This window comes from Azospirillum sp. TSH64 (assembly GCF_003116035.1).
Taxonomy (GTDB): Bacteria; Pseudomonadota; Alphaproteobacteria; order Azospirillales; family Azospirillaceae; genus Azospirillum.
Genome location: NZ_LGQW01000015.1, coordinates 2,528,394 through 2,551,693 on the forward strand (window position 1 = coordinate 2,528,394; position 23,300 = coordinate 2,551,693).

The 23,300-nt window shown below is 68.5% G+C and carries 23 protein-coding genes; 18 read left to right on the forward strand and 5 right to left on the reverse strand.

The genetic code is table 11. The features are described from left to right. Positions 1 to 145 precede the first annotated feature (145 nt). The 10 genes from TSH64_RS12935 to TSH64_RS12980 all read left to right on the forward strand — a co-directional run bounded on the left by TSH64_RS12935 (position 146) and on the right by TSH64_RS12980 (position 9,595). Complete coding sequence (locus TSH64_RS12935) at positions 146 to 592, forward strand: Fur family transcriptional regulator (RefSeq protein ID WP_109445446.1); 447 nt, start codon at positions 146 to 148, stop codon at positions 590 to 592. Further along, on the forward strand, positions 589 to 813 hold the full coding sequence (locus TSH64_RS12940; RefSeq protein ID WP_098739068.1) for a hypothetical protein: 225 nt from the start codon (positions 589 to 591) through the stop codon (positions 811 to 813). Before TSH64_RS12935 ends, TSH64_RS12940 begins: the two co-directional genes overlap by 4 nt. Before the next feature lie 323 nt (positions 814 to 1,136). Further along, complete coding sequence (locus TSH64_RS12945; RefSeq protein WP_109445447.1) at positions 1,137 to 1,955, forward strand: phage capsid protein; 819 nt, start codon at positions 1,137 to 1,139, stop codon at positions 1,953 to 1,955. A 63-nt stretch (positions 1,956 to 2,018) separates the two neighbouring features. Then, positions 2,019 to 2,291, forward strand: a complete 273-nt coding sequence (locus TSH64_RS12950; protein WP_109445448.1) for a hypothetical protein — start codon at positions 2,019 to 2,021, stop codon at positions 2,289 to 2,291. An 80-nt stretch (positions 2,292 to 2,371) separates the two neighbouring features. Next, positions 2,372 to 2,941, forward strand: a complete 570-nt coding sequence (locus TSH64_RS12955) for a hypothetical protein (RefSeq protein WP_109445449.1) — start codon at positions 2,372 to 2,374, stop codon at positions 2,939 to 2,941. A 13-nt stretch (positions 2,942 to 2,954) separates the two neighbouring features. Continuing rightward, positions 2,955 to 4,850: a hypothetical protein gene (locus TSH64_RS12960; RefSeq protein ID WP_109445450.1), complete on the forward strand. Its 1,896-nt coding sequence runs from the start codon at positions 2,955 to 2,957 to the stop codon at positions 4,848 to 4,850. After that, positions 4,850 to 5,656 (forward strand): hypothetical protein, encoded by an 807-nt coding sequence (locus TSH64_RS12965; RefSeq protein ID WP_109445451.1) that lies wholly within the window; start codon positions 4,850 to 4,852, stop codon positions 5,654 to 5,656. The genes TSH64_RS12960 and TSH64_RS12965 overlap by 1 nt, the downstream gene beginning before the upstream one ends. A gap of 30 nt (positions 5,657 to 5,686) precedes the next feature. Next, positions 5,687 to 7,717 (forward strand): glycosyl hydrolase family 28-related protein, encoded by a 2,031-nt coding sequence (locus TSH64_RS12970; protein WP_109445452.1) that lies wholly within the window; start codon positions 5,687 to 5,689, stop codon positions 7,715 to 7,717. Beyond that, the gene (gene terL / locus TSH64_RS12975; protein WP_109445453.1) at positions 7,714 to 9,240 is read left to right on the forward strand and encodes a phage terminase large subunit; all 1,527 of its coding nucleotides are present in this window, start codon (positions 7,714 to 7,716) and stop codon (positions 9,238 to 9,240) included. The genes TSH64_RS12970 and terL overlap by 4 nt, the downstream gene beginning before the upstream one ends. A 34-nt stretch (positions 9,241 to 9,274) precedes the next feature. Then, the gene (locus TSH64_RS12980; protein WP_098739076.1) at positions 9,275 to 9,595 is read left to right on the forward strand and encodes a hypothetical protein; all 321 of its coding nucleotides are present in this window, start codon (positions 9,275 to 9,277) and stop codon (positions 9,593 to 9,595) included. A gap of 14 nt (positions 9,596 to 9,609) precedes the next feature. On the opposite strand, the gene TSH64_RS12985 is transcribed toward TSH64_RS12980, so the two are convergent. Next, positions 9,610 to 9,828, reverse strand: coding sequence for a hypothetical protein (locus TSH64_RS12985; protein ID WP_109048021.1), 219 nt, complete (start codon positions 9,826 to 9,828; stop codon positions 9,610 to 9,612). A 343-nt stretch (positions 9,829 to 10,171) separates the two neighbouring features. On the opposite strand from TSH64_RS12985, the gene TSH64_RS12990 reads away from it, so the two are divergent. From TSH64_RS12990 to infC, 5 genes are all read left to right on the forward strand, one after another. Further along, positions 10,172 to 10,546 (forward strand): DUF952 domain-containing protein, encoded by a 375-nt coding sequence (locus tag TSH64_RS12990; protein WP_109048020.1) that lies wholly within the window; start codon positions 10,172 to 10,174, stop codon positions 10,544 to 10,546. Continuing rightward, positions 10,543 to 11,616: a quinone-dependent dihydroorotate dehydrogenase gene (locus TSH64_RS12995; protein ID WP_109445454.1), complete on the forward strand. Its 1,074-nt coding sequence runs from the start codon at positions 10,543 to 10,545 to the stop codon at positions 11,614 to 11,616. The genes TSH64_RS12990 and TSH64_RS12995 overlap by 4 nt, the downstream gene beginning before the upstream one ends. A gap of 128 nt (positions 11,617 to 11,744) precedes the next feature. Further along, the gene (locus tag TSH64_RS13000) at positions 11,745 to 13,016 is read left to right on the forward strand and encodes an EAL domain-containing protein (RefSeq protein ID WP_247872914.1); all 1,272 of its coding nucleotides are present in this window, start codon (positions 11,745 to 11,747) and stop codon (positions 13,014 to 13,016) included. A gap of 175 nt (positions 13,017 to 13,191) precedes the next feature. Beyond that, the gene (thrS, locus tag TSH64_RS13005; RefSeq protein WP_109048017.1) at positions 13,192 to 15,156 is read left to right on the forward strand and encodes a threonine--tRNA ligase; all 1,965 of its coding nucleotides are present in this window, start codon (positions 13,192 to 13,194) and stop codon (positions 15,154 to 15,156) included. Positions 15,157 to 15,240: 84 nt separating this feature from the next. Then, positions 15,241 to 15,768 (forward strand): translation initiation factor IF-3, encoded by a 528-nt coding sequence (gene infC, locus TSH64_RS13010; protein ID WP_042696225.1) that lies wholly within the window; start codon positions 15,241 to 15,243, stop codon positions 15,766 to 15,768. An 86-nt stretch (positions 15,769 to 15,854) separates the two neighbouring features. On the opposite strand, the gene TSH64_RS13015 is transcribed toward infC, so the two are convergent. From TSH64_RS13015 to TSH64_RS13025, 3 genes are all read right to left on the reverse strand, one after another. Continuing rightward, entirely contained in the window at positions 15,855 to 17,258 is a 1,404-nt protein-coding gene (locus TSH64_RS13015; protein WP_247872915.1) for a CocE/NonD family hydrolase, read from the reverse strand. 117 nt (positions 17,259 to 17,375) lie between these two features. Next, a complete protein-coding gene (locus TSH64_RS13020; RefSeq protein ID WP_109445456.1) occupies positions 17,376 to 17,573 on the reverse strand; it encodes a DUF2783 domain-containing protein in 198 nt (65 codons plus the stop codon). Between the two features lie 27 nt (positions 17,574 to 17,600). After that, a complete protein-coding gene (locus TSH64_RS13025) occupies positions 17,601 to 19,268 on the reverse strand; it encodes an FAD-dependent oxidoreductase (RefSeq protein WP_109445457.1) in 1,668 nt (555 codons plus the stop codon). Between the two features lie 245 nt (positions 19,269 to 19,513). Here TSH64_RS13025 and TSH64_RS13030 point away from each other — a divergent pair, with 245 nt between their 5' ends. After that, positions 19,514 to 20,140, forward strand: a complete 627-nt coding sequence (locus TSH64_RS13030; RefSeq protein WP_109452603.1) for a transferase hexapeptide repeat family protein — start codon at positions 19,514 to 19,516, stop codon at positions 20,138 to 20,140. Between the two features lie 9 nt (positions 20,141 to 20,149). On the opposite strand, the gene TSH64_RS13035 is transcribed toward TSH64_RS13030, so the two are convergent. Next, positions 20,150 to 20,695: a MarR family transcriptional regulator gene (locus TSH64_RS13035; RefSeq protein ID WP_109445458.1), complete on the reverse strand. Its 546-nt coding sequence runs from the start codon at positions 20,693 to 20,695 to the stop codon at positions 20,150 to 20,152. A 157-nt stretch (positions 20,696 to 20,852) separates the two neighbouring features. Between TSH64_RS13035 and TSH64_RS13040 the strand changes: the two genes are divergently transcribed. Beyond that, entirely contained in the window at positions 20,853 to 21,977 is a 1,125-nt protein-coding gene (locus tag TSH64_RS13040) for a homogentisate 1,2-dioxygenase (protein WP_109445459.1), read from the forward strand. Positions 21,978 to 22,041: 64 nt separating this feature from the next. Beyond that, positions 22,042 to 23,058 carry a fumarylacetoacetate hydrolase family protein gene (locus tag TSH64_RS13045; protein WP_109445460.1) on the forward strand — a complete coding sequence of 339 codons (1,017 nt, stop codon included), beginning with the start codon at positions 22,042 to 22,044 and terminating at the stop codon, positions 23,056 to 23,058. Positions 23,059 to 23,300: the final 242 nt, after the last annotated feature.

Here is a 23,300-nt window from a genome sequence, read left to right on the forward strand (position 1 = left end):
TTGGCCTGTTGGCCGGCGCCCCCGGCCGGCGCGTTTGGACGGCCGGCGGGGGGGACGACTTCACGCCGCTGCGAAACCGCTCTGGGATTGCGAACGGTTTTCAGTATGATGGGGGCATCGGCAAGCAAAGACCAGGGTTGGGGTTATGACGTCGCGTCTGGAAGCGTTGTGCATGGAAAAGGGCCTGAAGATGACCGGCCAGCGTCGTGTCATTTCGCAGGTGTTGTCGGAGGCGGACGACCACCCCGACGTCGAGGAGGTGCATCGCCGCGCCGTGCAGATCGACCCGCGCATCTCCATCGCCACCGTCTACCGCACCATGCGGTTGCTGGAGGATGCGCAGGTGATCGAGCGCGTCGACCTGGGCGACGGCCGCGCACGCTATGAAGAGGCGACGGCGGACCACCACCATCACCTGATCGACACCCGCACCGGCCGGATCATCGAATTCGCCAGCCCGGAGCTGGAGGCGATGAAGGAGCGGATCGCCCACGAGCTTGGCTACAAGATCGTCGGCCACCGGCTTGAAATCTACGGGGTGCCGCTGGACGACGCGGCCGACGGCATCCGGGATGAGGAGGAGCGTCCATGACCGATCCCCGTTTCCCCGAGGCCGACCAGCCCATCGCCGAGGCCATCGCCTGCCGGAATGCGGTACAGCGCTGCTACTCCGGCCTGTGCCGCTGCGGCCAGCCGGAGCGCTATGCGCTGGAGGCGGCGGTGACCGTCTACCGCTACCACCATCCGGAGATTCCGCCGGCCCAGGCGGAGACCATCGTCAGCCATTGGGTGGCGGGACCGGTTCGGCATTGAGGGTCCGGGCGGCAAGATCGCGTCAGTGGACGTTTTATGAAAATAGTCCTTGATCGTCTCCGCATAAAATCCTAAAACCAAACCTGTCAAGGCGACGGGTCCGCCCCCGGACCTCGCGCCCGACAGCACCAAAGCTCCCCCCTCGCTTCGGTCCGAAAAGGGCCGGCCGGACACTCCCAATGTCCGGCCGGCCCTTTTTGTTTTCGCGTTTCGCCCGCGGCCGGCGCTGCGTCCTGCACGCACCCCCGACAACCGGATGGCGGAACGTTCCCCCCGCCTTGCTCCCCGCGGGATCCGCAGGAACGCGAAAGGAAACCATACCCATGTCGACCAGCATCGCCCAGGCATTCGTCAAGCAGTTCGAGCGCGAGGTCCATGAGGCTTACCAGCGCATGGGTTCCAAGTTGCGCAACACCGTGCGCGGCAAGAACAATGTGCAGGGCGCCTCCACCGTCTTCCAGAAGGTCGGCAAGGGTGCCGCCGCCACCAAGTCGCGCCACGGCGCGGTTCCGGTGATGAACCTGGACCACACGCCGGTGGAGTGCGCGCTGTACGACTTCTATGCCGGCGACTGGGTCGACCGGCTGGACGAGCTGAAGACCAACATCGACGAGCGGCAGATCATCGCCAATGCCGGCGCCTATGCGTTGGGCCGCAAGACCGACGAGCTGCTGATCGGCGAGCTGAACAGGTCCGTCAACTATGCCGGCAGCGCCACCGACGGGCTGACCAAGGCCAAGATCCTGACGGCCTTCGAGATGATGGGCGAGGCCGACGTGCCGGACGACGGCCAGCGCTATGCCGTCGTCGGCTGGAAGCAGTGGAGCCAGCTGCTGGGGATCGAGGAGTTCGCCAGCGCCGACTATGTCGGCTCCGACGAGCTGCCCTGGCGCGGCACCCAGGCCAAGCGCTGGCTCGGCACGCTGTGGCTGCCGCATTCCGGCCTGACGCTGAGCGGCACCGTCCGGCTCTGCCACTGGTACCACAAGACGGCGGTCGGCCACGCGGCGGGTGCCGACGTGAAGACCGACATCACCTGGCACGGCGACCGTGCGGCGCATTTCGTCAACAACATGATGAGCCAGGGCGCCGCGCTGATCGACACCAGCGGCGTGGTCACCCTGCGCTGCCTGGAGAGCTGAGCGGAGGAGGGCGAGCTGCCCTCCCTTCCGCATCCCCCACACAAAATCCGGAGTCTTCGATCCATGGCCTATGCGTCCAAGGATTTGAGCGTGCTCGCCTATGCGAACGGCTTCACGCTCTGGCACTACACCACGCGCGACGTGGCGACCGACGTCGACACCGCCGGCTATTTCAACGGGGCGGCCGACCTGCTGCGGGTGGGCGACATGCTGCTGGCCAATTGCGCGGTCGGCAGCGCCACCCCCGCCACCGGCGTGCTGGTGGTGGCGGCCAGCGCCAACGGCGCGGTCGATGTCGCCAACCTGACGCCGTTCGGTGGCGTCAACAGCGACTGATCCGCCGAGGGGAAGGGCGCCGCACCGCCGGCACCTTCCGCTCGCCTTCCGCTTCATGTCCGCTATCCGGAGACATGTCCATGGCCCTGACCGCCATCGGCCTGTGCGGCCGTGCGCTGATCAAGCTTGGCGCCACCGCCATCGCCTCCTTCGACGACGGCTCCGCCGAGGCGGAGGTGGCCGCCGCGCTTTACGGGCCGACGCGCGATGCGCTGCTGTCGGCCAACGCCTGGAGCTTCGCCAGCGTGCAGGCCACGCTGCCGCGGCTGGCCGAGCCGCCGGTCGCCGATTATGCCTGCGCCTTCCAACTGCCGGCCGGCTTCCTGCGGGCGCTGGGGGCGGGCGGCGAGGGGCGGGGGCGCGGCCTGTCCTACCGCATCGTCGGTCGTACGCTGCTGTGCGATGCCGGCACCGTCACCCTGTCCTACATCGGCCGCCCGGCGGAGGAGGATTTCCCGGCCTTCTTCGATCAGGCGCTGATCGCCCGCCTAGCGGCCGAGTTCTGCATCCCGCTGACCGAAAGCTCGACGCGGGCGGAGCTGTTGGCGCAGCAGGCCGAGGGCGAGTTCCGCCGCGCCCGCCAGATCGACGCCCAGCAGGACAGCCAGCCCGGCTTCGAGGACTTCACCCTGATCGACGCACGGGCGTGACGGGGAGGATGCGATGGGACGGCTGCATCAGGTCAAGACCAACTTCACCGCGGGCGAGGTGTCGCGTCGCCTGCTGGGGCGCGGCGACCTCAAGGCCTACGACAACGGCGCGCTGGCCTTGCGCAACCTGTTCATCGATCCGACCGGCGGGGTGACGCGGCGGTCGGGGCTCGCCTTCTCGGCGTTGGCGCGTGGCGACGGGCGGCTGGTGGCGTTCGAGCGCAATGCCGAGCAGACCTATCTGCTGGTCTTCACCGACCGTTGGATCGACGTGTTCCAGGGCGGCACCCCGCTGGCGTCGGTCGCCGCCCCCTGGACGTTGACGCAACTGGCGCAGATCACCTGGACGCAGAGCGCCGACACGCTGCTGGTCTGCCATCCCGACCTGCCGCCGCGCAAGCTGACGCGCGGCGACGATGGCGGGTGGACGCTGGCGGAGTGGGCCTTCGCGGTCGAGGGCGAGCTGGCGCGCATCCCCTTCCACCGCTTCGGCGATCCGGCGGTGACGCTGACGCCGTCCGGCACCACCGGGGCGATCGCGGTCACGGCCTCGGCTCCGGTCTTCGATCCGCGCCATGACGGCACCCGGATCCGCATCAAGGGCAAGCAGCTGCTGGTGACCGGCGTGGTGTCGGCAACGCAGGTGAATGCCACGGTGAAGGAGGCGCTGGCCGACACCCAGCCGACCACCCAATGGGAAGAGCAGGCCTTCTCCGCCTTGCGGGGCTGGCCGGTGTCGGCGGCCTTTCATCAGGACCGGCTGGTGATCGGCGGGTCGCGCGACCTGCCCAACCGGCTGTGGCTGTCGCGCTCCGCCCAGATCTGGAATTTCGACCTGGGCGAGGGGCTGGACGATCAGGCCATCGAGTTCGGCATCCTGTCCGATCAGGTGAATGCGGTGCGCGCCGTCTTCTCCGGCCGGCATCTGCAGGTCTTCACCTCGGGCGCCGAGTATATGGTGACCGGCGACCCGCTGACCCCGCAGAGCATGCAGGTCAACCGGCAGACGCGCATCGGCTCGCCGATGGACCGTGCCATCCCGCCGCGCGACGTGGAGGGGGCGACGCTGTTCGTGCCGCGCAACCGGCGCGAAATCCGCGAATTCCTCTACACCGACACCGAGGCCGCCTATCAGGCGAATGACCTGGCATTGCTGGCCCGCCACCTGATGGCCGGCCCGCGCGACCAGGACTACGACCAGAGCCGCCGGCTGCTGTTCGTCGCGATGGAGGACGGCACGCTGGGGGCGCTGACCGCCTACCGGGCGGAGGATGTCACCGCCTGGACCCTGCTGGAGACCGACGGGGCGGTGCGCTCCGTCGCCGCGGTGGGGGACGAGGTCTACACGCTGGTCGAGCGGCGGGGCGTGTGGACGGTCGAGCGCTTCGACGACGCGCTGAACCTCGACACCGCCGTCACGGCGGAGCGGGCGGAGGCAACCGCCGTCTGGGGCGGGCTGGCGCATCTGGAGGGGCGGACGGTCGCCGTCGTCGCCGATCGCGTGATCCGCAACCCCGCCACCGTCCAGTCCGGCAGCGTCACCCTCGACCCGCCGGCCCGCAAGGTCGAGATCGGACTGCCCTACACCCACCGGATCGAGCCGCTGCCGCCCAACCTGCTGGGGCAGGCGACCGGGGCCGACCTCGTCCGGCTGGTTGCCGTCACCTTCCGGCTGGAGGAGACGGCGGCGCTGCGCGTCGATCTGGGGCGCGGGTTGCAGGAACTTCCGCTTCACCGGCTGGGGCCGCAACCGGCCGGCGGGGTGCCGTCGCGGGTGTCGGGCGACCGCCGGCTGCGGGCGCTCGGCTGGCGCCACGACACCGATGTCCCGCTGTGGCGCATCGAACAGGATGCGCCGCTGCCTTTCACGCTGCTTTCCGTGACCATGGAACTGAAGGTGAATGACTGATGGGTGGAATCACTCCCCTCGTGACCACGGCGCTGCCGCTGGCGAACTCCGTCATCGGCACCGTGCGCAATGCCGGCGCCGCGTCATCCAGCGCCGCCACGCAACAGGCCGCCGCCCAGCAGGCCGCGGCTGAACTCGAATACAAGCGCCAGCAGGACGCGGCGCAGGCCGCAGCCGCGCAGGCGGCGCTGGAACAGAAGTACCGCGAGGAAGCGACGGCGGCCGAGCGCAGCGCCCAGGCGGCGGCGACCGCCCGCCAGCAGCAGGCCCAGCTGGAGGCCGAGGCGCAGGCCCGCCAGTGGACGCATGACGCCGAGTTGCGTCAACAGGAACAGGAGCTTCAGCGCCAGAAGGACGAAACCGCGGCGACTGCCGCGGCGGCGGCGCGGGCCAAGGAGATGGACGATTTCCGCGGAGCCCAGGAGCAGACGCTGGCCCAGTTGCGCGCCGGCCAGGAGGAGGCCGTCCGCGCCAGGGAGACCGACTCGCAGACCCAGCTCGCCCAACTGACCGCCGCGGCGGATGCCGCCGAACAGCGGCGGCTGGCCGCCTTGCGTCAGGCGGTCAGCAAGACCCGCGCCGGGTTGGGCGCGCGGGGCGTCACTGCCCAGGACGGGTCGGGCGAGGCGATCCTGCTGGGTCTGACCAACTCCAGCGAAACCGAGCGCAAGGACGCCCAGGCGACCGACCAGCTGAAACGCGCCGCCATCCAGCAGGGGCTGGACGATGCCAAGCGCCGCAATCTGCTGGAGTTGTCGCAACTCGCCGACCGTCAGCGACTGGAATACATGAGCAAGTTCTTTTGAGGAACGGCTCCATCCTCCGGAGACCCCCCGATGTCCACGCCGCTTCTCATCCCGCGCGGAACCCCGCGCGTCCAGTATCTCGCAGACGGCATGCAGCGGGTCTTTACCTACCCGTTCCCGATCTTTGCCGCCGAGGATCTCCAGATCTTCCTGGGCGCGGCCGTCCAGAGCACCGGCTATGCGGTCAGCGGAGCCGGTGCGACCGCGGGCGGGGCGGTGACCTTCGCAGCCGCACCGGCCGAGGGGACCGTCGTGCTGCTGCGCCGACGGCTGCCCATCGAACGGCGCAGCGATTTCGGCGAGAGCGGGCCGCTGCCGGCCGCCGCCCTCAACGGCGAGCTGGACCGGCTGACGGCCATGCTCCAGCAGGTGGCGGGCGATCAGGAGCTGATGCTGCGCTATGGCGACAGTGACCTGCCGGCCTCCCCCCTGCTGCCGGAGCGGGCCTTGCGCCGGGGCAAGCTGCTGGCCTTCGACAGCGCCGGCAACCCGACAATCCGCCCGCCGGTGGACGAGGAGGCGCTGGCGACCTATGTGCCGCCGGGCGCCGGAGCGACCGCCCGGCCGGTGCGCGACAAGCTGGCCGACCTCGTCTCCGTCAAGGATTTCGGCGCGGTGGGCGACGGGCTGGTCGACGACACGCTGGCCTTGCAGGCGGCGCTGACCTCTGCCCGTGCCGTATTCGTGCCGCCGGGCAGCTACCGCATCGCCAACACGCTGACGCTCGGCCATGGCCAGACTCTGTATGGGGTGGGGCAGGCGTCGGTGATCCGGGGGGCGTCGAACGGATTCGACCTGATCCATCTGCCGGACGGCTACGCCACCCTGTCGGGCCTGCGGCTGGAGCAGGGGAAAGCCGCGGTGCGGCTGTTCGGACGCGACGGCGCTTGCGTGCAGAACAGCCTGACCGACCTGACGTTGTGGGAGCCTGAGGTGGGGCTGGTCTTCGACGGCCACACCGATCCGAACCTGCCCTGCTACTGGAACAACATCGCCCGCGTGCTGGTGGCGCGGCCGTCGCGCCATGGGGTGTGGCTGACGCGGACGGGGGCCGGCGACACGCCCAATGCCAACCGCTTCCAGGCGGTGCGGGTCTATTCGCTGTCGGCGCCGATGAGCGGCTGCGGCTTCTTCGTCGAGCAGGGTCGCTTCAACAACGCCTTCTTCGACTGCGAGGCCAACCTGTGGCCCGAGGCGGAAGCCTGCTTCCGTGTCGGCGCCGTCACCGACAAGACGCTGATCGTGAATTTCTACGCGGAATCGCTGGGCGCCCTGCCGAACCTGCAGCTGGATGCCGGATCGGTGGAGACGGCGGTCGTCAACCTGTTTTCCGCCGCCGCCGGTCCGGCGATCCTCGACCGGTCCGGCGGGCGTTATACGGCGGTCAATGCCGGCTATCCGGAGAAGAACCGGCTTCAGCGCAGCCGCATCACCGAACTGGTGGTGGAGGCGCTGCGTTACGACACCGAATATGTGGAGCCGGCCGGGGGCGGCGTGGTGGCGCTGGACCTGAGCAGTTCGGTCTATCTGGCGAGCGCCTATGCCGGGGCGGTGGAGGTGCGGCTCCCCAAGGCCGAGGACGCCAACGGCCATGCGGTGACGATCAAGCGCACCGATGCGTCGACCAACCCGCTGACGGTGACCGAGACCGGCGGGCCGGGGCCGGACGGGCGGGTGCTGTCGCTGGGCAACCGCTACGACTTCGTGACGCTGGTGTCGAACGGGGCCGGCTGGTGGATCGTTGCCGGCAACACCCCGCCCGGTAACGCCCGCTATCACGAGGCTCCCGGCCTGTTCGAGCCGGACCTGAACCAACAGCTCTATCTGGTCAGCGCCTGGAACGGGGCGGTGGAGGTGCGGCTGCCGGCGCCCTCGGCCCCGCATGCGGTCGGCCGCACGGTCACTATCAAGAAGTCCGACACCGGCGGCAACCGCGTCACCGTCACCCAGGCCGGCGGCGGCGGGCCGGACAGCGAGGCCATCGCGCTGACCGCGCAGGGCCATGCGGTGACGGCGATGTCGAACGGTGCCGGCTGGCACATCCTGGGGCGGAATCCATGACGGGGAAGGACGACGACGGTTTCCGCGCCTTCGTCCAGGGCTGGAACGCCATGGTGGAGCTGAAGACCCCCGCCCACCATGCGCGGATGGCTGGCTGGTTGGAGGATCATATGGCCGGGCAGAGCCGGCGCATGCTGCTGATGGCCTTCCGCGGGTCGGGTAAATCGACGCTGGTCGGGCTGTTCGCGGCCTGGCTGCTGCTGCGCGATCCCAACCGGCGGCTGCTTGTGCTGGCCGCCGACCTGAAGCTGGCGATGAAGATGGTGCGCAACGTCAAGCGCATCCTGGAACGCCATCCCGATTGCAGCCACCTGAAGCCGCCTGCATCGGCGCGGGACCAGTGGGCGGCCGACCGCTTCACCGTGGTGCGGCCGATGGAACTGCGCGACCCGTCGATGGCGGCGGCCGGCATCGGCGGCAACATCACCGGCAGCCGTGCCGACGTGGTGATCTGCGACGACGTGGAGGTGCCGCGCAACGCCGACACCGCGGTGAAGCGCGCGGCCCTGCGCGAACGGCTGTCGGAGCTGGAGTATGTGCTGGTACCGGGCGGAGCGCAGCTCTATGTCGGCACGCCGCATGCGCAGGACAGCCTCTATGCCGGAGAGAGCGACGGCGGCAGCCCGCCCTTCCTGGACGGGTTCGAGCGGCTGGTCCTGCCGGTCTACACCGAGGATGCCGAGGGCAACCGCAGCTATACCTGGAAGGAGCGCTTCGGCGAGACGCATGTCGCGCGCATCCGCAAATCGACCGGTCCCAACAAGTTCACCAGCCAGATGCTGCTGCGTCCGGTCAGCGTCACCGACGGGGTGCTGGATGTCGAAAAGCTCGGCCGCTACGACGCGGAGCTGGAGTATCGCGAGGCGCTGGGGCGCGCGGTGCTGACGCTGGACGGGGTGAAGATGGTCTCCGCCACCTGCTGGTGGGATCCGGCCTTCGCCCGGCCGGCGGGGGAGGGGGACGGCAGGTCCAAAGGCGGCGACGGCAGCGTGGTCGCCGCCGTCTTCGCTGGGGAGAACGAGCACTTCTACCTGCACCGGGTGCTGTATCTGTCCGTCGATCCCAGGGCGGAGGAGACGGAGGCCGACCAGCAATGTATGCAGGTCTCCCGCTTCCTGGCCGACAACCATCTGCCGGCTGTCCACATCGAGATCAACGGTCTCGGCCGTTTCCTGCCCGGACTGCTGCGCAAGCGGCTGCGCGACGACCGGCTGGCCGCAGGCGTGGTCGAGCAGAACAGCCGCACGCCCAAGGCGCAGCGCATCATCAAGGCCTTCGATGCCCTGCTGGCCGACCGCCGCCTGCTGGTCCACCGGCAGGTCTGGCAAACGCCGCTGATCCGCGAAATGCGCGACTGGCGCCCGGATGGCCGCTATCGCGGGCCCGACGACGGGCTGGACGCGGTGGCCGGCTGTCTGGGCGCCGAACCTTGCCGCTTCGACCGCAGCACCACCCCGCCCGAGCGCCGCGCCGACTGGCGCGGTGCGGGCGCCGTGGTGGCACCTGCGGACTGGGAGCCTTGAGTCGTTTCCACATCAACACGAACGGGAGACCCCAATGCATGAGTCCCTGACCGCGGGCCTTGATCTCACCTGGTGGATCACCGCCGTCGAGTTGCCGGCGATGGGCGGGCTGTTCTGGCTGATCGCGCGGGTGCGCAAGGATGCGGACAGCGCGCTGGACGATCTGCGCAACCGGGCGGAGGAGGCCCAGGCGCAGGTGCGCGAGAGCCTTGCCGCATACAAGCTGGAGGTCGCGAAGACCTATGTCTCCTTCGCGACGCTCAAGGACGTCGAGCAGCGTCTGACCGACCATCTGCTGCGGATAGAGACCAAGCTCGATTCGGGCTTCATGCCGTTCGAAGGCGGACGGCGCTGACTGGAAAAGCCGGGTCAGTCGGCGTGGTGGATCATCGCCTGGTAGATCTTCCAGGCGATTTCGACCGACACGCCGCCGGCCCGCGCGCCCGCCGCCAGCATGGTGGCGCTCGGCTTCAGCGGGACCGCGGTCTGACCCGGCTCGCACAGCGCGCCCATGGCGGTGACCGACGCGCCCAGATCCGTTTCGCAGGACGAGGTCTTCTTCAGCAGGCTCATGGAGATGGCGTTCATGGCGGGTCCTCCGTTGACTTGCTTCTGTCACAGCAAAAGCGGTGCCAACCGCCTGAGGCGGCCCAAATCCAGGAATCCCGGGGGATTCGCGGGGGTTGAGCGGGCAATGCCCATAATCCGAGGACGAATGCCGATGCCGAATTTCAAAAATACCCGCAAAATGCCGAATAGTTTCGAGTGCGCTTTGCAAAATGCAACGCGCGAAGCGTGCGGAATTGCAATCGGGGAGTCGATCTTGCGTTGTGCCGCCGGTCGCGATCCGCGGGCTGCGACCCGGTACGGTCAGGCTGCGGCTTCGAGGTCTCTGGCCGCTGGGCATGCATTGCGTTAGTGTCCGACCGTCATGACCGACCGAATCATTCACCACATGTGCCGCGCGGACGAGTGGGACGCCGCCCGCCCGGCCGGCCGCTATCCCGGCTCGTCCCAGGACGTCCAGGACGGCTTCATCCATTTCTCGACCGCCGCACAGGTGGTGGAGAGTGCGGCCAAGCACCGCGCCGGCCAGGACGGCCTGCTGCTGCTGACGGTGGACGCCGACCGGCTGGGCGATGCCCTGCGCTGGGAGCCGTCGCGCGGCGGCCAGCTGTTCCCGCACCTCTACGGGCCGCTGCCGGTGGACGCCGCGCTGCGGGTCGATCCGCTGCCGCTGGGACCGGACGGGCGCCATGTCTTCCCGGCCGGCTTTCCCTTCACCCTTCAGGACCTCGTTCCGTGATCGACCTCTATCCGCTTGCCGGGCCGCTGCTGTTCCGCTTCGACCCTGAGACCGCGCATGGCCTGACCATCAAGGCGCTGAAGTCCGGACTGGTCCCGCCGGCCCGCGGCAGGGACGAGCCGGCGCTGCACACCCGCGTCCTGGGGCTGAACTTCGCCAACCCGGTCGGGCTGGCCGCCGGCTTCGACAAGAATGCCGAGGTGGTCGACGCCATGCTGAACCTGGGCTTCGGCTTCGTCGAGCCCGGCAGCGTCACCCCGCGGCCCCAGCCCGGCAACCCGCGCCCCCGCCTGTTCCGGCTGGTCGAGCAGCGCGCGGTGATCAACCGCATGGGCTTCAACAACGAGGGGCTGGAGGCCTTCGCCCAGCGGCTGGAGCGTCGCCGCGACTCGGCCAAGCGGGCATCCGGCATCGTCGGCGCCAACCTGGGCAAGAACAAGGACACGGTGGACGCCGCCGACGACTATGTGATCGGCGTGCGCCGGCTGGCGCCGCTGGCCGACTATCTGGTCGTCAACGTCTCCTCCCCCAACACGCCGGGCCTGCGCGCGCTTCAGGGCCGCGACCCGCTGCGTGCCCTGTTGGAACGGGTGCTGGAGGCGCGGGCGTCCTGCGGCCTGACCCGCAATCCGCCGCTGCTGCTGAAGATCGCCCCCGATCTGACGGTGGAGGACAAGAGCGACATCGCCGCGGTGGCGCTGGAGTCCGGCATCGACGGGCTGATCGTCTCCAACACCACCATCGCCCGGCCCGACAGCATCCCGGCGGCGATGCGCAGCGAGGCCGGCGGCCTGTCCGGCCGTCCGCTGTTCGAAGCCTCCACCTCCGTCCTGCGCGAGATCTATGCGCTGACCGGCGGCAAGCTGCCGATCGTCGGCGTCGGCGGTGTCGCGACCGGCGAGGACGCCTATGCCAAGATCCGCGCCGGCGCCTCGCTGGTGCAGCTCTATTCGGCGATGGTCTATGCCGGGCCGGCGGTGGTCCACCGCATCCGCCGCGAACTGGCGGAGCTGCTGCGCCGCGACGGCTTCCAGTCGGTGGCCGAGGCGGTGGGGGCCGATCACCGCTGATCCTGCGCAGGGTGGGGCCGGCGGCGGCGTAGCATTAACGGATCGTCAAGCGGGCGTCCCGACAGTGGGTCCCACGGTTGGAACGCCCGCAAGGTCCGCATCATGCTCCTGCCGGAGGCTGCGAACCCGTGAAGGCCCTGACCGCCGATTTCCGCCCCGGCACCGCCGTCCCGACCACGGCGGCGCCCACCACTCCGGTTCCCGCGATGACCCTGCTGACGCACCTCGTCTATGCGCTGGCCTATCTGATCGCCGGCGGTTCGGCCGGCGCCGCGCTGTGGGCGCTGCGTCCGGAGGCCGACCCGCTGGTGGCGTGGCTGGTGGGCGCGCTGGTGGTGCTGGCCGGCGCGCTGGTCCATGAGGCGGTGACGCGGCTGGAGCGCGAGCGCAAGGCCGCCCGCCGCATCGCCCGCCTGAACGACCGGGTGGAGGAACTGGCCCAACTGTTGGAGCGGCGGCTCGCGGCCGATCCCGGCGCCCAGCCCGACGGCGGGGTGCGGTACGACGCGGTGATGCAGGAGGTGAAGCTTCTGCAATCGCTGGTCGCCCGCCTGACCGAGCGGCGTGCACCCCGTCCGCCGTCCGCCAGTGGGGAGCGCCGTCCCACGCCGTCCGCAGCGCCCTCCGCGCCGCCCTCCGCACCGCCCTCTGCCGCGCCCCCGATGGACGATGCAGCGGTGCTGGAGGCGGTGCGCGACGCGCTGAAGGCCGACCGCATCGACGTCTATCTCCAGCCCATCGTCAGCCTGCCCCAGCGCAAGCATCGCTTCTATGAAGTGTTTTCGCGCGTGCGCGCCGCCGACGGGCAGCAGATCATGCCTGACCGCTATCTCGACATCGCCGAGCGCGAGGGGCTGATCGCCACCATCGACAATTTGCAACTGGTGCGTTGCGTCCAGTTGATCCGCGAGACGGAACGGCGCCAGCATGCCATCGGCTTCTTCGCCAACATCTCCGCCGCGACGCTGGCCGATGCGGAGTTCATGCGCCAGTTCCTGAACATGATGGCGCAGAACCATGCCCTGGTGCCCAAGCTGGTGTTCGAGCTGAGCCAGCACGCGGTGAGCGCGGGCGGGGCGGTGACGATGGGCATCCTGTCGCAGCTGGCGCGGCTGGGCTTCCGCTTCTCGATGGACCAGGTGACCGACCTGTCCATCGACATCGACCGTCTGCTGCGCCACGAGTTCCGCTGCATCAAGCTGGACCGGGCGCTGGTGCTGGATCCCGCCAACGCCGGGCGCATCCGCGAACTGCGCCACCGCTGCGCCGCCGAAGGCATCGACCTGATCGTCGAGAAGATCGAAACGGAGAACCAACTGGTCGAGGTGCTCGACACCGGCTTCGACTTCGGCCAGGGCTACCTGTTCGGCGAACCGCGGCTGAGCCGGAAGCCGGAGTAACGTTGGGGCGAGCGCCCGCATCTGACCGATACCGGGTTGTGGCGGCAATGCAGCGTTGGCCTTTCGACAGCCTTGATTTCCGCAGCCGCGCTTGACATTCCCCCACGCGGCGATGGAAATTTCGCGTTCCCGGTCCTGTCCGGGCACCCGATGCGGGTGAGACCAACACTAGTAAATGGTGACTTCGGTGACGTCCAACATCGCCATCACGCTGCCCGACGGCAGCGTGCGGGAGTTCGACCGGCCGGTGACGGGGCTCGAGATTGCCCAGTCCATCGGTTCGCGCCTGGCCAAAGATGCGCTTGCCGTCAAGATCGACGGCACGGTGAAGGACCTCACCACCACCGTCACTACCAACGCCAAGATCGAGATCGTCACGCGCAACCACGGCGACGCTCTCGAGGTCATCCGCCACGACGCCGCCCATGTGCTGGCCGACGCGGTGCAGAAGCTCTATCCCGGCACGCAGGTCACCATCGGCCCGTCGATCGCCACCGGCTTCTACTATGACTTCGCGCGTGACGAGCCGTTCACGCCCGAGGATCTGGAGAAGATCGAGGCGAAGATGCGCGAGATCGTCGGGGCCGACATCCCGATCGTCCGCGAGGTCTGGGACCGCGACGAGGCGGTCGCCTACTTCAAGAAGCTTGGCGAGCATTACAAGGCCGAGCTGATCGAGGCGATCCCGCAGGGCGAGCCGGTGTCGATCTACCGCCAGGGCGACTGGCTGGATCTGTGCCGCGGCCCCCATGCCATGACCACCGGCAAGGTCGGCCAGGGCTTCAAGCTGATGAAGGTGGCCGGCGCCTATTGGCGCGGCGACAGCCGCAACCCGATGCTCCAGCGCATCTACGGCACCGCCTGGCGCGACGAGAAGGAGCTGAAGGCCTACCTGCACCAGATCGAGGAGGCGGAGAAGCGCGACCACCGCAAGCTGGGCAAGGAACTCGACCTGTTCCATGTCCAGGAAGAGGCGGTCGGCTCGGTCTTCTGGCATCCGAAGGGCTGGACGCTCTACCAGACGCTGGAAAACTACATCCGCACCAAGCTGAAGTCGGCCGGCTATGTCGAGGTGAAGACGCCGCAGCTGATCGACAGCTCGCTGTTCAAGGCGTCGGGCCACTGGGACATGTATGGCGACAACATGTTCAAGGTCGAGGCCGACGGCGGCGAGAAGCTGCTGGGCATCAAGCCGATGAACTGCCCCGGCCATGTCCAGATCTTCCGCCACGGCCTGCGCTCCTACCGCGACCTTCCGATCCGCATGGCGGAGTTCGGCGCCTGCCACCGCAACGAGCCGTCGGGTGCCTTGCACGGCATCATGCGCGTGCGCGCCTTCACCCAGGACGACGCCCACATCTTCTGCACCGAGGATCAGGTGCAGAGCGAGGCGGCCGAGTATTTCAAGCTGCAGCTCGGCGTCTACAAGGACCTGGGCTTCGACAAGATCTCGGTCAAGCTGGCGCTGCGTCCGGACGTCCGCACCGGCGCCGACGAGCTGTGGGACCGGGCCGAAGGCGCGCTGGCCCAGGCGCTGCGCGACGCCGGGCTGGAGTATGAGGAACTGCCCGGCGAGGGCGCCTTCTACGGCCCGAAGGTGGAGTTCCACCTGACCGACGCCATCGGCCGGACCTGGCAGTGCGGCACCTTGCAGTACGATCCGAACCTGCCGGAACGACTGGATGCCAGCTATATCGGCGAGGATGGCGCCCGCCATCGGCCGATCATGCTGCACCGCGCGATCCTGGGGTCGATGGAGCGCTTCATCGGCATGCTGATCGAACATTACGCCGGCAAGTTCCCGCTGTGGCTGTCGCCGGTCCAGGTGACCGTCGCCACCATCACCAGCGAGGCCGACGGCTATGCCGAGGAAGTGGCCAAGCTGCTGAAGCGCAAGGGGCTGCGCGTCGAACTCGATACCCGCAACGAGAAGATCAACCTGAAGGTCCGCGAACACAGCCTGCAGAAGGTCCCGCTGATGCTGGTTGTCGGAAAGCGGGAAGCGGAAGAACGAACGGTCGCGCTCCGCGTGCTGGGCGGCAAGGATCAGGAAATTCTTGCCCTCGATGCGGCGGTTGCTAAACTGCTGGAGGAAGCGAGATCGCCGGCCGGCGAGACCGTGACCGATTCGCCGTTTTAACCGACCGCGCGACGCCGCCGGCCGCTCCTCTGGACGGCCGGCTTCCACGTGGTCACAGACCATGGAGAAGCGTCCATAGCCAGGATCCCGTCCGAAGCCGCCCCGACCCGCGATGGCCCGCGGGTTAACCGGGAGATCTCGGCTCGTTCCGTTCGTCTCGTCGGTGCAGATGGCGAGATGATCGGGGTGGTGTCGTTGCGCGATGCTTTGCTGGCTGCCGAGGATGCCGGTCTCGACCTGGTCGAGATCGCTCCCCAGGCTGAACCGCCCGTCTGCAAAATCCTCGACTATGGCAAGTTCAAGTACGAGGCGCAGAAGAAGGCGAACGAGGCCCGCAAGAAGCAGAAGATCATCGAGGTCAAGGAGATCAAGCTCCGGCCGAACATCGATGACAACGACTATGACGTGAAGATGCGCTCGGCGCGCCGTTTCCTTGAGGAAGGCGACAAGGTCAAGGTGACCCTGCGTTTCCGCGGCCGTGAAATGGCGCACCAGGATCTGGGTATGAACGTGCTGGTCCGCGTCCGCGACGAGCTGGAGGCGCTGGCGAAGGTCGAGCAGATGCCGAAGCTCGAAGGCCGCCAGATGGTCATGGTGCTGGCTCCGCGCTGACGCGGAGGTCGGGACTGCCGCTTGTGAAAAAGGCCCGTCCGGGATGCCGGACGGGCCTTTTCATTTGCGGTGACGAGGGAACCGCCTCAGCGCAGCGGACGGTCGTCGACGATCACGACATAGCAGGTGTGGCGGGTGAATTTGGCGCAGTTGTCGAGTGCGGCGCGGCGGGCGGCGTCCTCGCTCGGCATGCCCGACTTCCAGCCGAAGGCGCCGTCCTGCGACACGGCGAAGGCCTTGCGTCCGGCCGCCGAGACATAGGCGTCGAACTTCTCGCGTCCGGACGCGGACAGCTCAGGCGGCGGCTCAAGCCTGACGCGCGTGCCGCGCGGCCCATCCGGCGCGACAGCCGTCGGCGGAACAGCCGCCATGTCGGCGGCACCACCGGCCGGCCGGTCGTTGAGATAGGCGACGCGGCATCCCTTCTGGGTGTGCGACATGCAGTTTTCCATCGCCCCCTTCTGCGCCTCGTCCAGGCTGCGCAGGCCGGCCTTCCAGCCATAAGCGCCGTCGGGCGAGACGGCGAAGGCCTTGTTGCCGCCGGCTTCGACATAGGCGGGGAATTTGGCCCGGTTGGCGGCCGACAGTTCCGGTGGCGGCGGCAGCGCCGGGAACGACAGCGCGATCGGCGTGCCGCGCGGAGCCAACCCGGTCTTCGTCAGGAAGCGGTCGACCGTCGGCGTCCATTCCGGGATGGCGGCGCTGAAGTAAAAATGCCCGTCCTTGCCATTCGGCGGTGCGGCGACGAACTCCGCCCGCCCACCAGCCTGGGTGAAGGCCTCCCACAGGCGCCGCGCGAGGCCGGGGCCGAAGAACAGGTCGTTCTCGGCATAGATCCACAGCGTGGGAACGCGCGACGTGCGGCCCATCGTGCCGAAGGCGCCGACCAGCCGGTCCTCCTGGCAGACCTGGTTGTCGGCGATGGAGCCGCGGCCGCCGGCGAAGCTGATGACCGCCTTCAGTCCCGGCGGCGGATCGGCGCTGAGCGCGATGCTGGCGAGCCCGCCGGCCGACACGCCCACCGCCAGGATGCGGCTGGCGTCGGCGAAGGGCTGCTCCGCCACATAGCGGATGGCCTGCCGCAGATCCTCCGCACTCTGGCGGGCGGAGCGCAGATAGTCCGGGTTGTTGCAGGGGCCGGTCGTTTCGCTGTAGGGGCCGTCCGACCCGCCATAGCCGCGCCGCATCACCGCCACCACGGCCCAGCCGCGCCGCGCGAACTCGCGCGCTTCCGGCAGGTAGCGCAACGGCGTCATCTGCGCCCGCTCCGCCGCGTCGCGCGGCGTGCCGTGGCTGAGGATGGCGATGGGGTAGGGGCCGGGCCCGTCCGGCCGCAGCAGCATCGCCTCCAGCGTGGCGGATGTGCCGTCGGGGAAGCGCGCCGGGATCGGCAGCATCGTCTGCGTCAACCCCTCGGCCAGGGCGGGACCGCAGCACAGCAGCAGGAAGAATAGGGCGAACAGGCGGCGCAGGGTCATGGCGGAAGTCATGGGCTGGCGCAGTCTCCGCAAGGAAAGGGCTCTTGCGCCTTTGTACGCCATCTTGGACTTGGCGTCAGCGGGGAGGGAAGGGGCGGCTGACGATTGCCCCCTCCCTTCCCCGTTCTTCTACTCGATCCCCTGCCGCGCCACCCGCAGCGCCTCGGCCAGAACCTCCGCGTCGCCGATGTGGTTGGCCAGCAGCAGGATCAGCTTGGCGTTCAGGCGGGTGCTCTGCTCAGGCGTCAGGTCGCGGTGGCTGTCGATCAGCAGCTGGTAGACGTCGTCCGGGCTGGCGAAGCGCTGCTCGGTCATCAGTTTGGCCATGGGAAGTGCTCCGGGAATGTCAGGGAATCAGCGGCTGACCGTGTGGCCGACCGCGCGGTCCAGCGCGGCGGACAGCGCCGCGGCATCGAAGCGGCGCCAGCGGGCGGCGATGTGCTGGTCGGGGCGGATCAGATAGACGCTGCCCGGCGTCAGGTCGTAGCGTTCGCGCAGCCGGCCGGCGCTGTCCACCAGTTCCCCGGCGATGCCGCGGCGGCGGTCGGTCACCGCGTGCCAGGCCAGCGGCAGCGGTCCGGCGGCAAGGCCGTCCAGCGCCTCCGCCACCTCGGCCGGGACCGGCCCGTCACCTGCGGCGTAGAGGACGGTGAAGCGGCCATCCAGCACCTCCATCAGCCAGCCGGACAGGCCGTCACGCTCCACCGGCGCGTCGGTGGCGGGGGCGCCCGGCACCATCCTTCCGGCGAAGCGGTCGCCGTCCGGCGTGTTGAGCGGGCTGTCGGTGTAGGTGGTGGGGGTGGACAAGCGGCCGGAATTGACCAGCGCGCGGGCAAAGGGCTGGTCGACCGCCAGCTCCAGCACGGCGTCGCGGAAGACGCGGCTCATCTCGCTCTTCGGCGTGATGAAGTCGGTAGAGCGGGTGGAATTCAGGATGTTCTCCTTCGCCGCTGCCACCCGCTCGTCACAATAGCTGTCCAGCAGCGACTCGGGCGCCTTGCCGTCCAGCACCAGCGCCAGCTTCCACACCAGATTGTCGGCATCCGGCACACCGCTGTTGGCGCCGCGGGCGCCGAAGGGCGAGACCTGGTGGGCGCTGTCGCCGGCGAACAGGATGCGGCCATGGCGGAAGCGGTCCAACCGGCGGCACTGGAAGGTGTAGACCGACACCCACTCCAGCTCGAACGGCGTGTCGGCGCCCAGCATCGCCTGGACGCGGGGGATGACGCGCTCCGGCTTCTTCTCCTCCTCCGGGTCGGCGTCCCAGCCCAGCTGGAAATCCAGGCGCCAGACATTGTCCGGCTGCATGTGCAGCAGGGCCGACTGCTTGCGGTGGAAGGGCGGGTCGAACCAGAACCAGCGTTCCGCCGGGAAATCGGCCTTCATCACCACGTCGGCGATCAGGAAGCGGTCCTTGAACACCTCGCCCTGGAACTCCAACCCCATCATCTTGCGCACCGACGACTTGGCGCCGTCGCAGGCGATGACCCAATCGGCCTCGACCGCATGGACGCCATCCGGCGTCTCCACCTGAAGCACGACATGGTCGGCCTCCTGCCTGGCGGAGATGACGCGGGAGAGCCAACGCAGGTCGATCAGGTCGCTCTTGCGGGCTTGCGCGACCAGGAAATCTTCCAGGTAATATTGCTGGAGGTTGATGAAGGCGGGGATCTTATGGTCCGGCTCCGGCAGCAGGTCGAACTGGTAGACCATGCGGTCGCCGTTGAAGACCTTGCCGATCTTCCAGACAACACCCTTGTCGATCATGCGCTGGCCAACGCCCAGCCGGTCCCACACCTCCAGCGCACGCTTGGCGTAGCAGACGGCGCGGCTGCCGACGCTGACGGTGTCCTCGGCATCCAGCACCACCACCGGCACGCCCTTGCGCGCGAAGTCGAGGGCCGCGGTCAGTCCGACCGGGCCGGCGCCGACGATCACCACCGGATGGCGCCGGACGTTGCCGGTGCGCTGCTCGTCCGACGGTGTGAAGCTGTATTTCGGATAGCTGAAGGTCGCGTGCATCGGGCGTTTCCTCCCCCGGAAACCATGACAGGGCGCGTTGGCGGATTGTTATTGTTGCCAACGATACAGTTTCATTTGATACCAATCAAGCTTTCGCGTCACTCTCGGCAAGGGAGTCGGAGAAGCGATACAGGTATGCTCACTATGGCGGAAAATCAGTATCGCGTACAGCCTGCGGCGGTGTAGCCTTGCGGCAAAAGATCGGCCGGATACAGCCGAACCGTGACACCGAGGAACGCCCGCTCATGACCGCCCCAACCTTGCCGCGCCCGACCGTCTACGCCATAGACGGCGTGATCCCCGTCATCGACCCGACTGCCTTCGTCCACCCCTCCGCCGTGCTGATCGGCGACGTGGTCGTCGGACCCGGCTGCTATGTCGGCCCCTGCGCCAGCCTGCGCGGCGATTTCGGCCGGATCGTGCTGCACCGGGGAAGCAACGTGCAGGACAACTGCACGATCCACGCCTTCCCCGGCCATGATGCCATCGTCGAGGAGGACGGCCATGTCGGCCATGGCGCGGTGCTGCACGGCTGCATCGTCCGCCGCAACGCGCTGGTCGGCATGAATGTGGTGGTGATGGATGGGGCGGAGATCGGCGAGGAGTCCATCGTCGCCGCCATGGCCTTCGTCAAGGCCGGCTTCGTTGTGCCGCCGCGCACCCTGGTCGCCGGCCTGCCGGCCAAGGTGATGCGCGAGTTGCGCCCCGACGAGGTCGCCTGGAAGTCGGAGGGGACGGAGGAATACCAGCGCCTCGCCCGTCGCTCGCTCGCCACCATGGTCGCCTGCGCCCCCTTGGAGGCGGAGGAACCCGGCCGAGGCCGCGTCGATGCCGGCACCAGCCAGCCGCTGCACAAGGTGAAGGGGGCCTGAGCGGCGTCCTTACTCGCCTGCCGCCTCGGCTTGCGCGCCGGCCGGCGCCGGGCGGGCGGCGAGTTGGTCGGCGCGGGCCTGGAGCTTGGACAGCAGCGTGTCGAGCTGCGCCCGCTCGTCGATCGACAGGGCGTCGGTGACCTCTTCCTCGTAGGTCAGCGCCATCGGCACGATCTCCGCATAGATCGCCAGCGCCTTGGGCGTCAGGGTCAGCAGGGCCTTGCGCCGGTCGGTGTCGCCCGACTCGCGCAGGATCAGCGCCGAATCGAGCATGCGGCTGATGGCGCGGCTGACCTGCACCTTGTCCATCGCCGTACGCTGGGCGATCTCGCCGGCACTCATCGTCTCGCCGCCGCCCAGCACGGCGATGATCCGCCATTCCGGGATCGTGATGCCGAACCGCTTCTCGTACAGCTTGGCCAGCGTGTGGCTGACCGTGTTGGACAGCACCGACAGCCGGTAGGGCAGGAAGCGCGTCAGATGCAGCGCCGGCAGCTCCGTGCGCTCGGACGCGGGATTGGCGGAGGCGGTGCGGGAACGGCGGGCAGGCGGCATCGGCGGCGCATCGTCTGTAGGGAGGGTCGCAGGTGCCCCATCCTGCGCTGTAATTTGGCTCTTGCAACAGTTTCAAACGAAACTAAAATGGCGGCAACGGAACAAGCCTGCCGGCGCCCGATGCGGAAATGCCGGCGGCATTGAGTGGGGAAGCGCCATGAAGAACTGGATTTCGTTTCCGAAGGTCGAGGGCACCGCGTCGCGTCAGGCCCATGTCCGGCTTCCCGCCGGCACCTACGAGCGCGAGATGGGGCGCGAGGGCTTCTTCGGCCCGGCGACCCAGATGCACCATGCCCACCCGCCGACCGGCTGGACCAGCTTCGACGGGCCGCTGCGCCCGCGCGCCTTCGACCTGAACCATGTCGACGCCATGCCCGGCTGCCCGCTGGAGGCGCCGGCCCTGATGGGCAACGGGGCGACCCAGGTCCGGCTGTGGCGCTTCAAGGGCAGGATGGAGCATCTCGTCCGCAACGCCGACGGCGACGATTTGCTGTTCTTCCACCAGGGCGGCGGGCACCTGTTCTGCGACTACGGCCATCTGGAGGTGCGCGAGGGCGACTATGTCGTGCTGCCGCGCAACACCTGCTGGCGGCTGGAAACCGACGAGGCGGTGATGGTGCTGATGGTGGAGGCCACCAACGACGCCTACAAGCTGCCGCACAAGGGGCTGGTCGGCACCCATGCCATCTTCGATCCGGCGGTGCTGGACGTCCCGGCGCTGGACGACGCCTTCCAGGCGCAGAAGCACGAGCGCGAGACGCTGGTCCGGGTGAAGAAGCGCGGGCAGCTTTGCGCCATGACCTATCCGTTCAACCCGCTGGACGCGGTGGGCTGGCATGGCGACCTCGCCCCGGTGCGGCTGAACTGGCGCGACATCCGGCCGCTGATGAGCCACCGCTACCATCTGCCGCCGTCGGCGCACAGCACCTGGATCGCGGGGCGCTTCATCGTCTGCACCTTCGTGCCGCGGCCCATCGAGTCGGACCCGGAGGCGCTGAAGCTGCCCTACTACCACTCGAACGAGGATTTCGACGAGGTGCTGTTCTATCACCGCGGCCAGTTCTTCTCGCGCGACAACATCCATCCCGGCATGGTCACCTACCACCCCTCGGGCTTCCCGCACGGGCCGCACCCGAAGGCCTACGAGGTGGCGCAGAAGTTCGAGCGCAAGGAGACCGACGAGGTCGCGGTGATGATCGACACCCGCGATCCGCTGGACGTCTATCCGGCGATGGACGGCGTCGAATGGGGCGGATACGCCGACAGCTGGAAGGCGAAATGAGCGGCCACCTGCAAACCGGGACCAAGGCCGCCGGACGCTGAATTCTGAGGAAGGGAAGAGACGAATGAAGCTGGCAAGTTTGAAGGCGGGCGGGCGCGACGGCACCCTGGTCGTGGTGTCGCGCGACCTGACCCGCGCCGTCCCGGTGCCGGACATCGCCCGCACATTGCAGGCGGCGCTGGACGACTGGACGGCGCTGGCGCCCAGGCTGGAGGAGGCCTATCGCGCGCTGAACGCCGATCCGTCCTCCGGCCAGCCTTTCGACCCGGCGCTGGCGGCCTCGCCGCTGCCGCGCGCCTACCAGTGGGCGGACGGTTCGGCCTACGTCAACCATGTGGAACTGGTCCGCAAGGCGCGGGGGGCGGAGATGCCGCCCAGCTTCTGGACCGACCCGCTGATGTATCAGGGCTGTTCCGACAGCTTCCTGGCGCCGACCGACCCGATCCCGGCGGCGACCGAAGCCTGGGGCATCGATTTCGAGGCGGAGATCGCCGTCATCACCGGGGACGTGCCGATGGGCGTTTCGGCCGAGGCGGCGCGCGGGCAGATCAGGCTGCTGATGCTGGTCAACGACGTGTCCTTGCGCAACCTGATCCCGGCGGAACTCGGCAAGGGTTTCGGCTTCTTCCAGTCCAAGCCGGCCTCCAGCTTCTCCCCCGTAGCGGTGACGCCGGACGAGTTGGGCGAGGCCTGGGATGGCGGCAAGCTGCACCGCCCGCTGCTGACGACGCTGAACGGCGAGCCCTTCGGCAAGCCGGATGCCGGGGTCGACATGACCTTCGACTTCCCGACGCTGATCGCCCACGCCGCCAAGACCCGCCATCTGGCGGCCGGCAGCATCGTCGGGTCGGGCACGGTGTCGAACAAGCTCGATGGCGGCCCCGGCAAGCCGGTCGATGCCGGCGGCGTCGGCTATTCATGCTTGGCCGAGCTTCGGATGATCGAGACCATCGAGCATGGCGCGCCGAAGACCCCCTTCATGCGCTTCGGCGACCGGGTGCGGATCGAGCTGTTCGACGCCACCGGCGCCAGCGTGTTCGGCGCCATCGATCAGCAGGTGGTGCGGTACGAGGGGCCGTAAGGGGAGCCACCTGCGCCGATGGCCTCTTGCATTGCTGGTTGTGGACGATGCATCGGCTGGGCTTCCTTACCCTGCCGATGCTACTTTTCGCAGTTGCAGCAATTTCCATGGCTTGACCGGGCAGGCACAGCATGCGGTCCGGAATCCATTTCAAGGTTGAGCCGCCAGGCGTCAAATCATGAGAATTGACGTGCCTTCCGACCGTTATCGATTATAAGGTGCCGCCCCTTACCCCTATTTGG

Bases quoted from the DNA above. Each gene is read 5' to 3' on its own strand.
- TSH64_RS12935 (WP_109445446.1), top strand. From the start codon at position 146: ATGACGTCGCGTCTGGAAGCGTTGTGCATGGAAAAGGGCCTGAAGATG.
- TSH64_RS12940 (WP_098739068.1), top strand. From the start codon at position 589: ATGACCGATCCCCGTTTCCCCGAGGCCGACCAGCCCATCGCCGAGGCC.
- TSH64_RS12945 (WP_109445447.1), top strand. From the start codon at position 1,137: ATGTCGACCAGCATCGCCCAGGCATTCGTCAAGCAGTTCGAGCGCGAG.
- TSH64_RS12950 (WP_109445448.1), top strand. From the start codon at position 2,019: ATGGCCTATGCGTCCAAGGATTTGAGCGTGCTCGCCTATGCGAACGGC.
- TSH64_RS12955 (WP_109445449.1), top strand. From the start codon at position 2,372: ATGGCCCTGACCGCCATCGGCCTGTGCGGCCGTGCGCTGATCAAGCTT.
- TSH64_RS12960 (WP_109445450.1), top strand. From the start codon at position 2,955: ATGGGACGGCTGCATCAGGTCAAGACCAACTTCACCGCGGGCGAGGTG.
- TSH64_RS12965 (WP_109445451.1), top strand. From the start codon at position 4,850: ATGGGTGGAATCACTCCCCTCGTGACCACGGCGCTGCCGCTGGCGAAC.
- TSH64_RS12970 (WP_109445452.1), top strand. From the start codon at position 5,687: ATGTCCACGCCGCTTCTCATCCCGCGCGGAACCCCGCGCGTCCAGTAT.
- terL (WP_109445453.1), top strand. From the start codon at position 7,714: ATGACGGGGAAGGACGACGACGGTTTCCGCGCCTTCGTCCAGGGCTGG.
- TSH64_RS12980 (WP_098739076.1), top strand. From the start codon at position 9,275: ATGCATGAGTCCCTGACCGCGGGCCTTGATCTCACCTGGTGGATCACC.
- TSH64_RS12985 (WP_109048021.1), bottom strand. From the start codon at position 9,828: ATGAACGCCATCTCCATGAGCCTGCTGAAGAAGACCTCGTCCTGCGAA.
- TSH64_RS12990 (WP_109048020.1), top strand. From the start codon at position 10,172: ATGACCGACCGAATCATTCACCACATGTGCCGCGCGGACGAGTGGGAC.
- thrS (WP_109048017.1), top strand. From the start codon at position 13,192: ATGGTGACTTCGGTGACGTCCAACATCGCCATCACGCTGCCCGACGGC.
- TSH64_RS13015 (WP_247872915.1), bottom strand. From the start codon at position 17,258: ATGACTTCCGCCATGACCCTGCGCCGCCTGTTCGCCCTATTCTTCCTG.
- TSH64_RS13020 (WP_109445456.1), bottom strand. From the start codon at position 17,573: ATGGCCAAACTGATGACCGAGCAGCGCTTCGCCAGCCCGGACGACGTC.
- TSH64_RS13025 (WP_109445457.1), bottom strand. From the start codon at position 19,268: ATGCACGCGACCTTCAGCTATCCGAAATACAGCTTCACACCGTCGGAC.
- TSH64_RS13030 (WP_109452603.1), top strand. From the start codon at position 19,514: ATGACCGCCCCAACCTTGCCGCGCCCGACCGTCTACGCCATAGACGGC.
- TSH64_RS13035 (WP_109445458.1), bottom strand. From the start codon at position 20,695: ATGCCGCCTGCCCGCCGTTCCCGCACCGCCTCCGCCAATCCCGCGTCC.
- TSH64_RS13040 (WP_109445459.1), top strand. From the start codon at position 20,853: ATGAAGAACTGGATTTCGTTTCCGAAGGTCGAGGGCACCGCGTCGCGT.
- TSH64_RS13045 (WP_109445460.1), top strand. From the start codon at position 22,042: ATGAAGCTGGCAAGTTTGAAGGCGGGCGGGCGCGACGGCACCCTGGTC.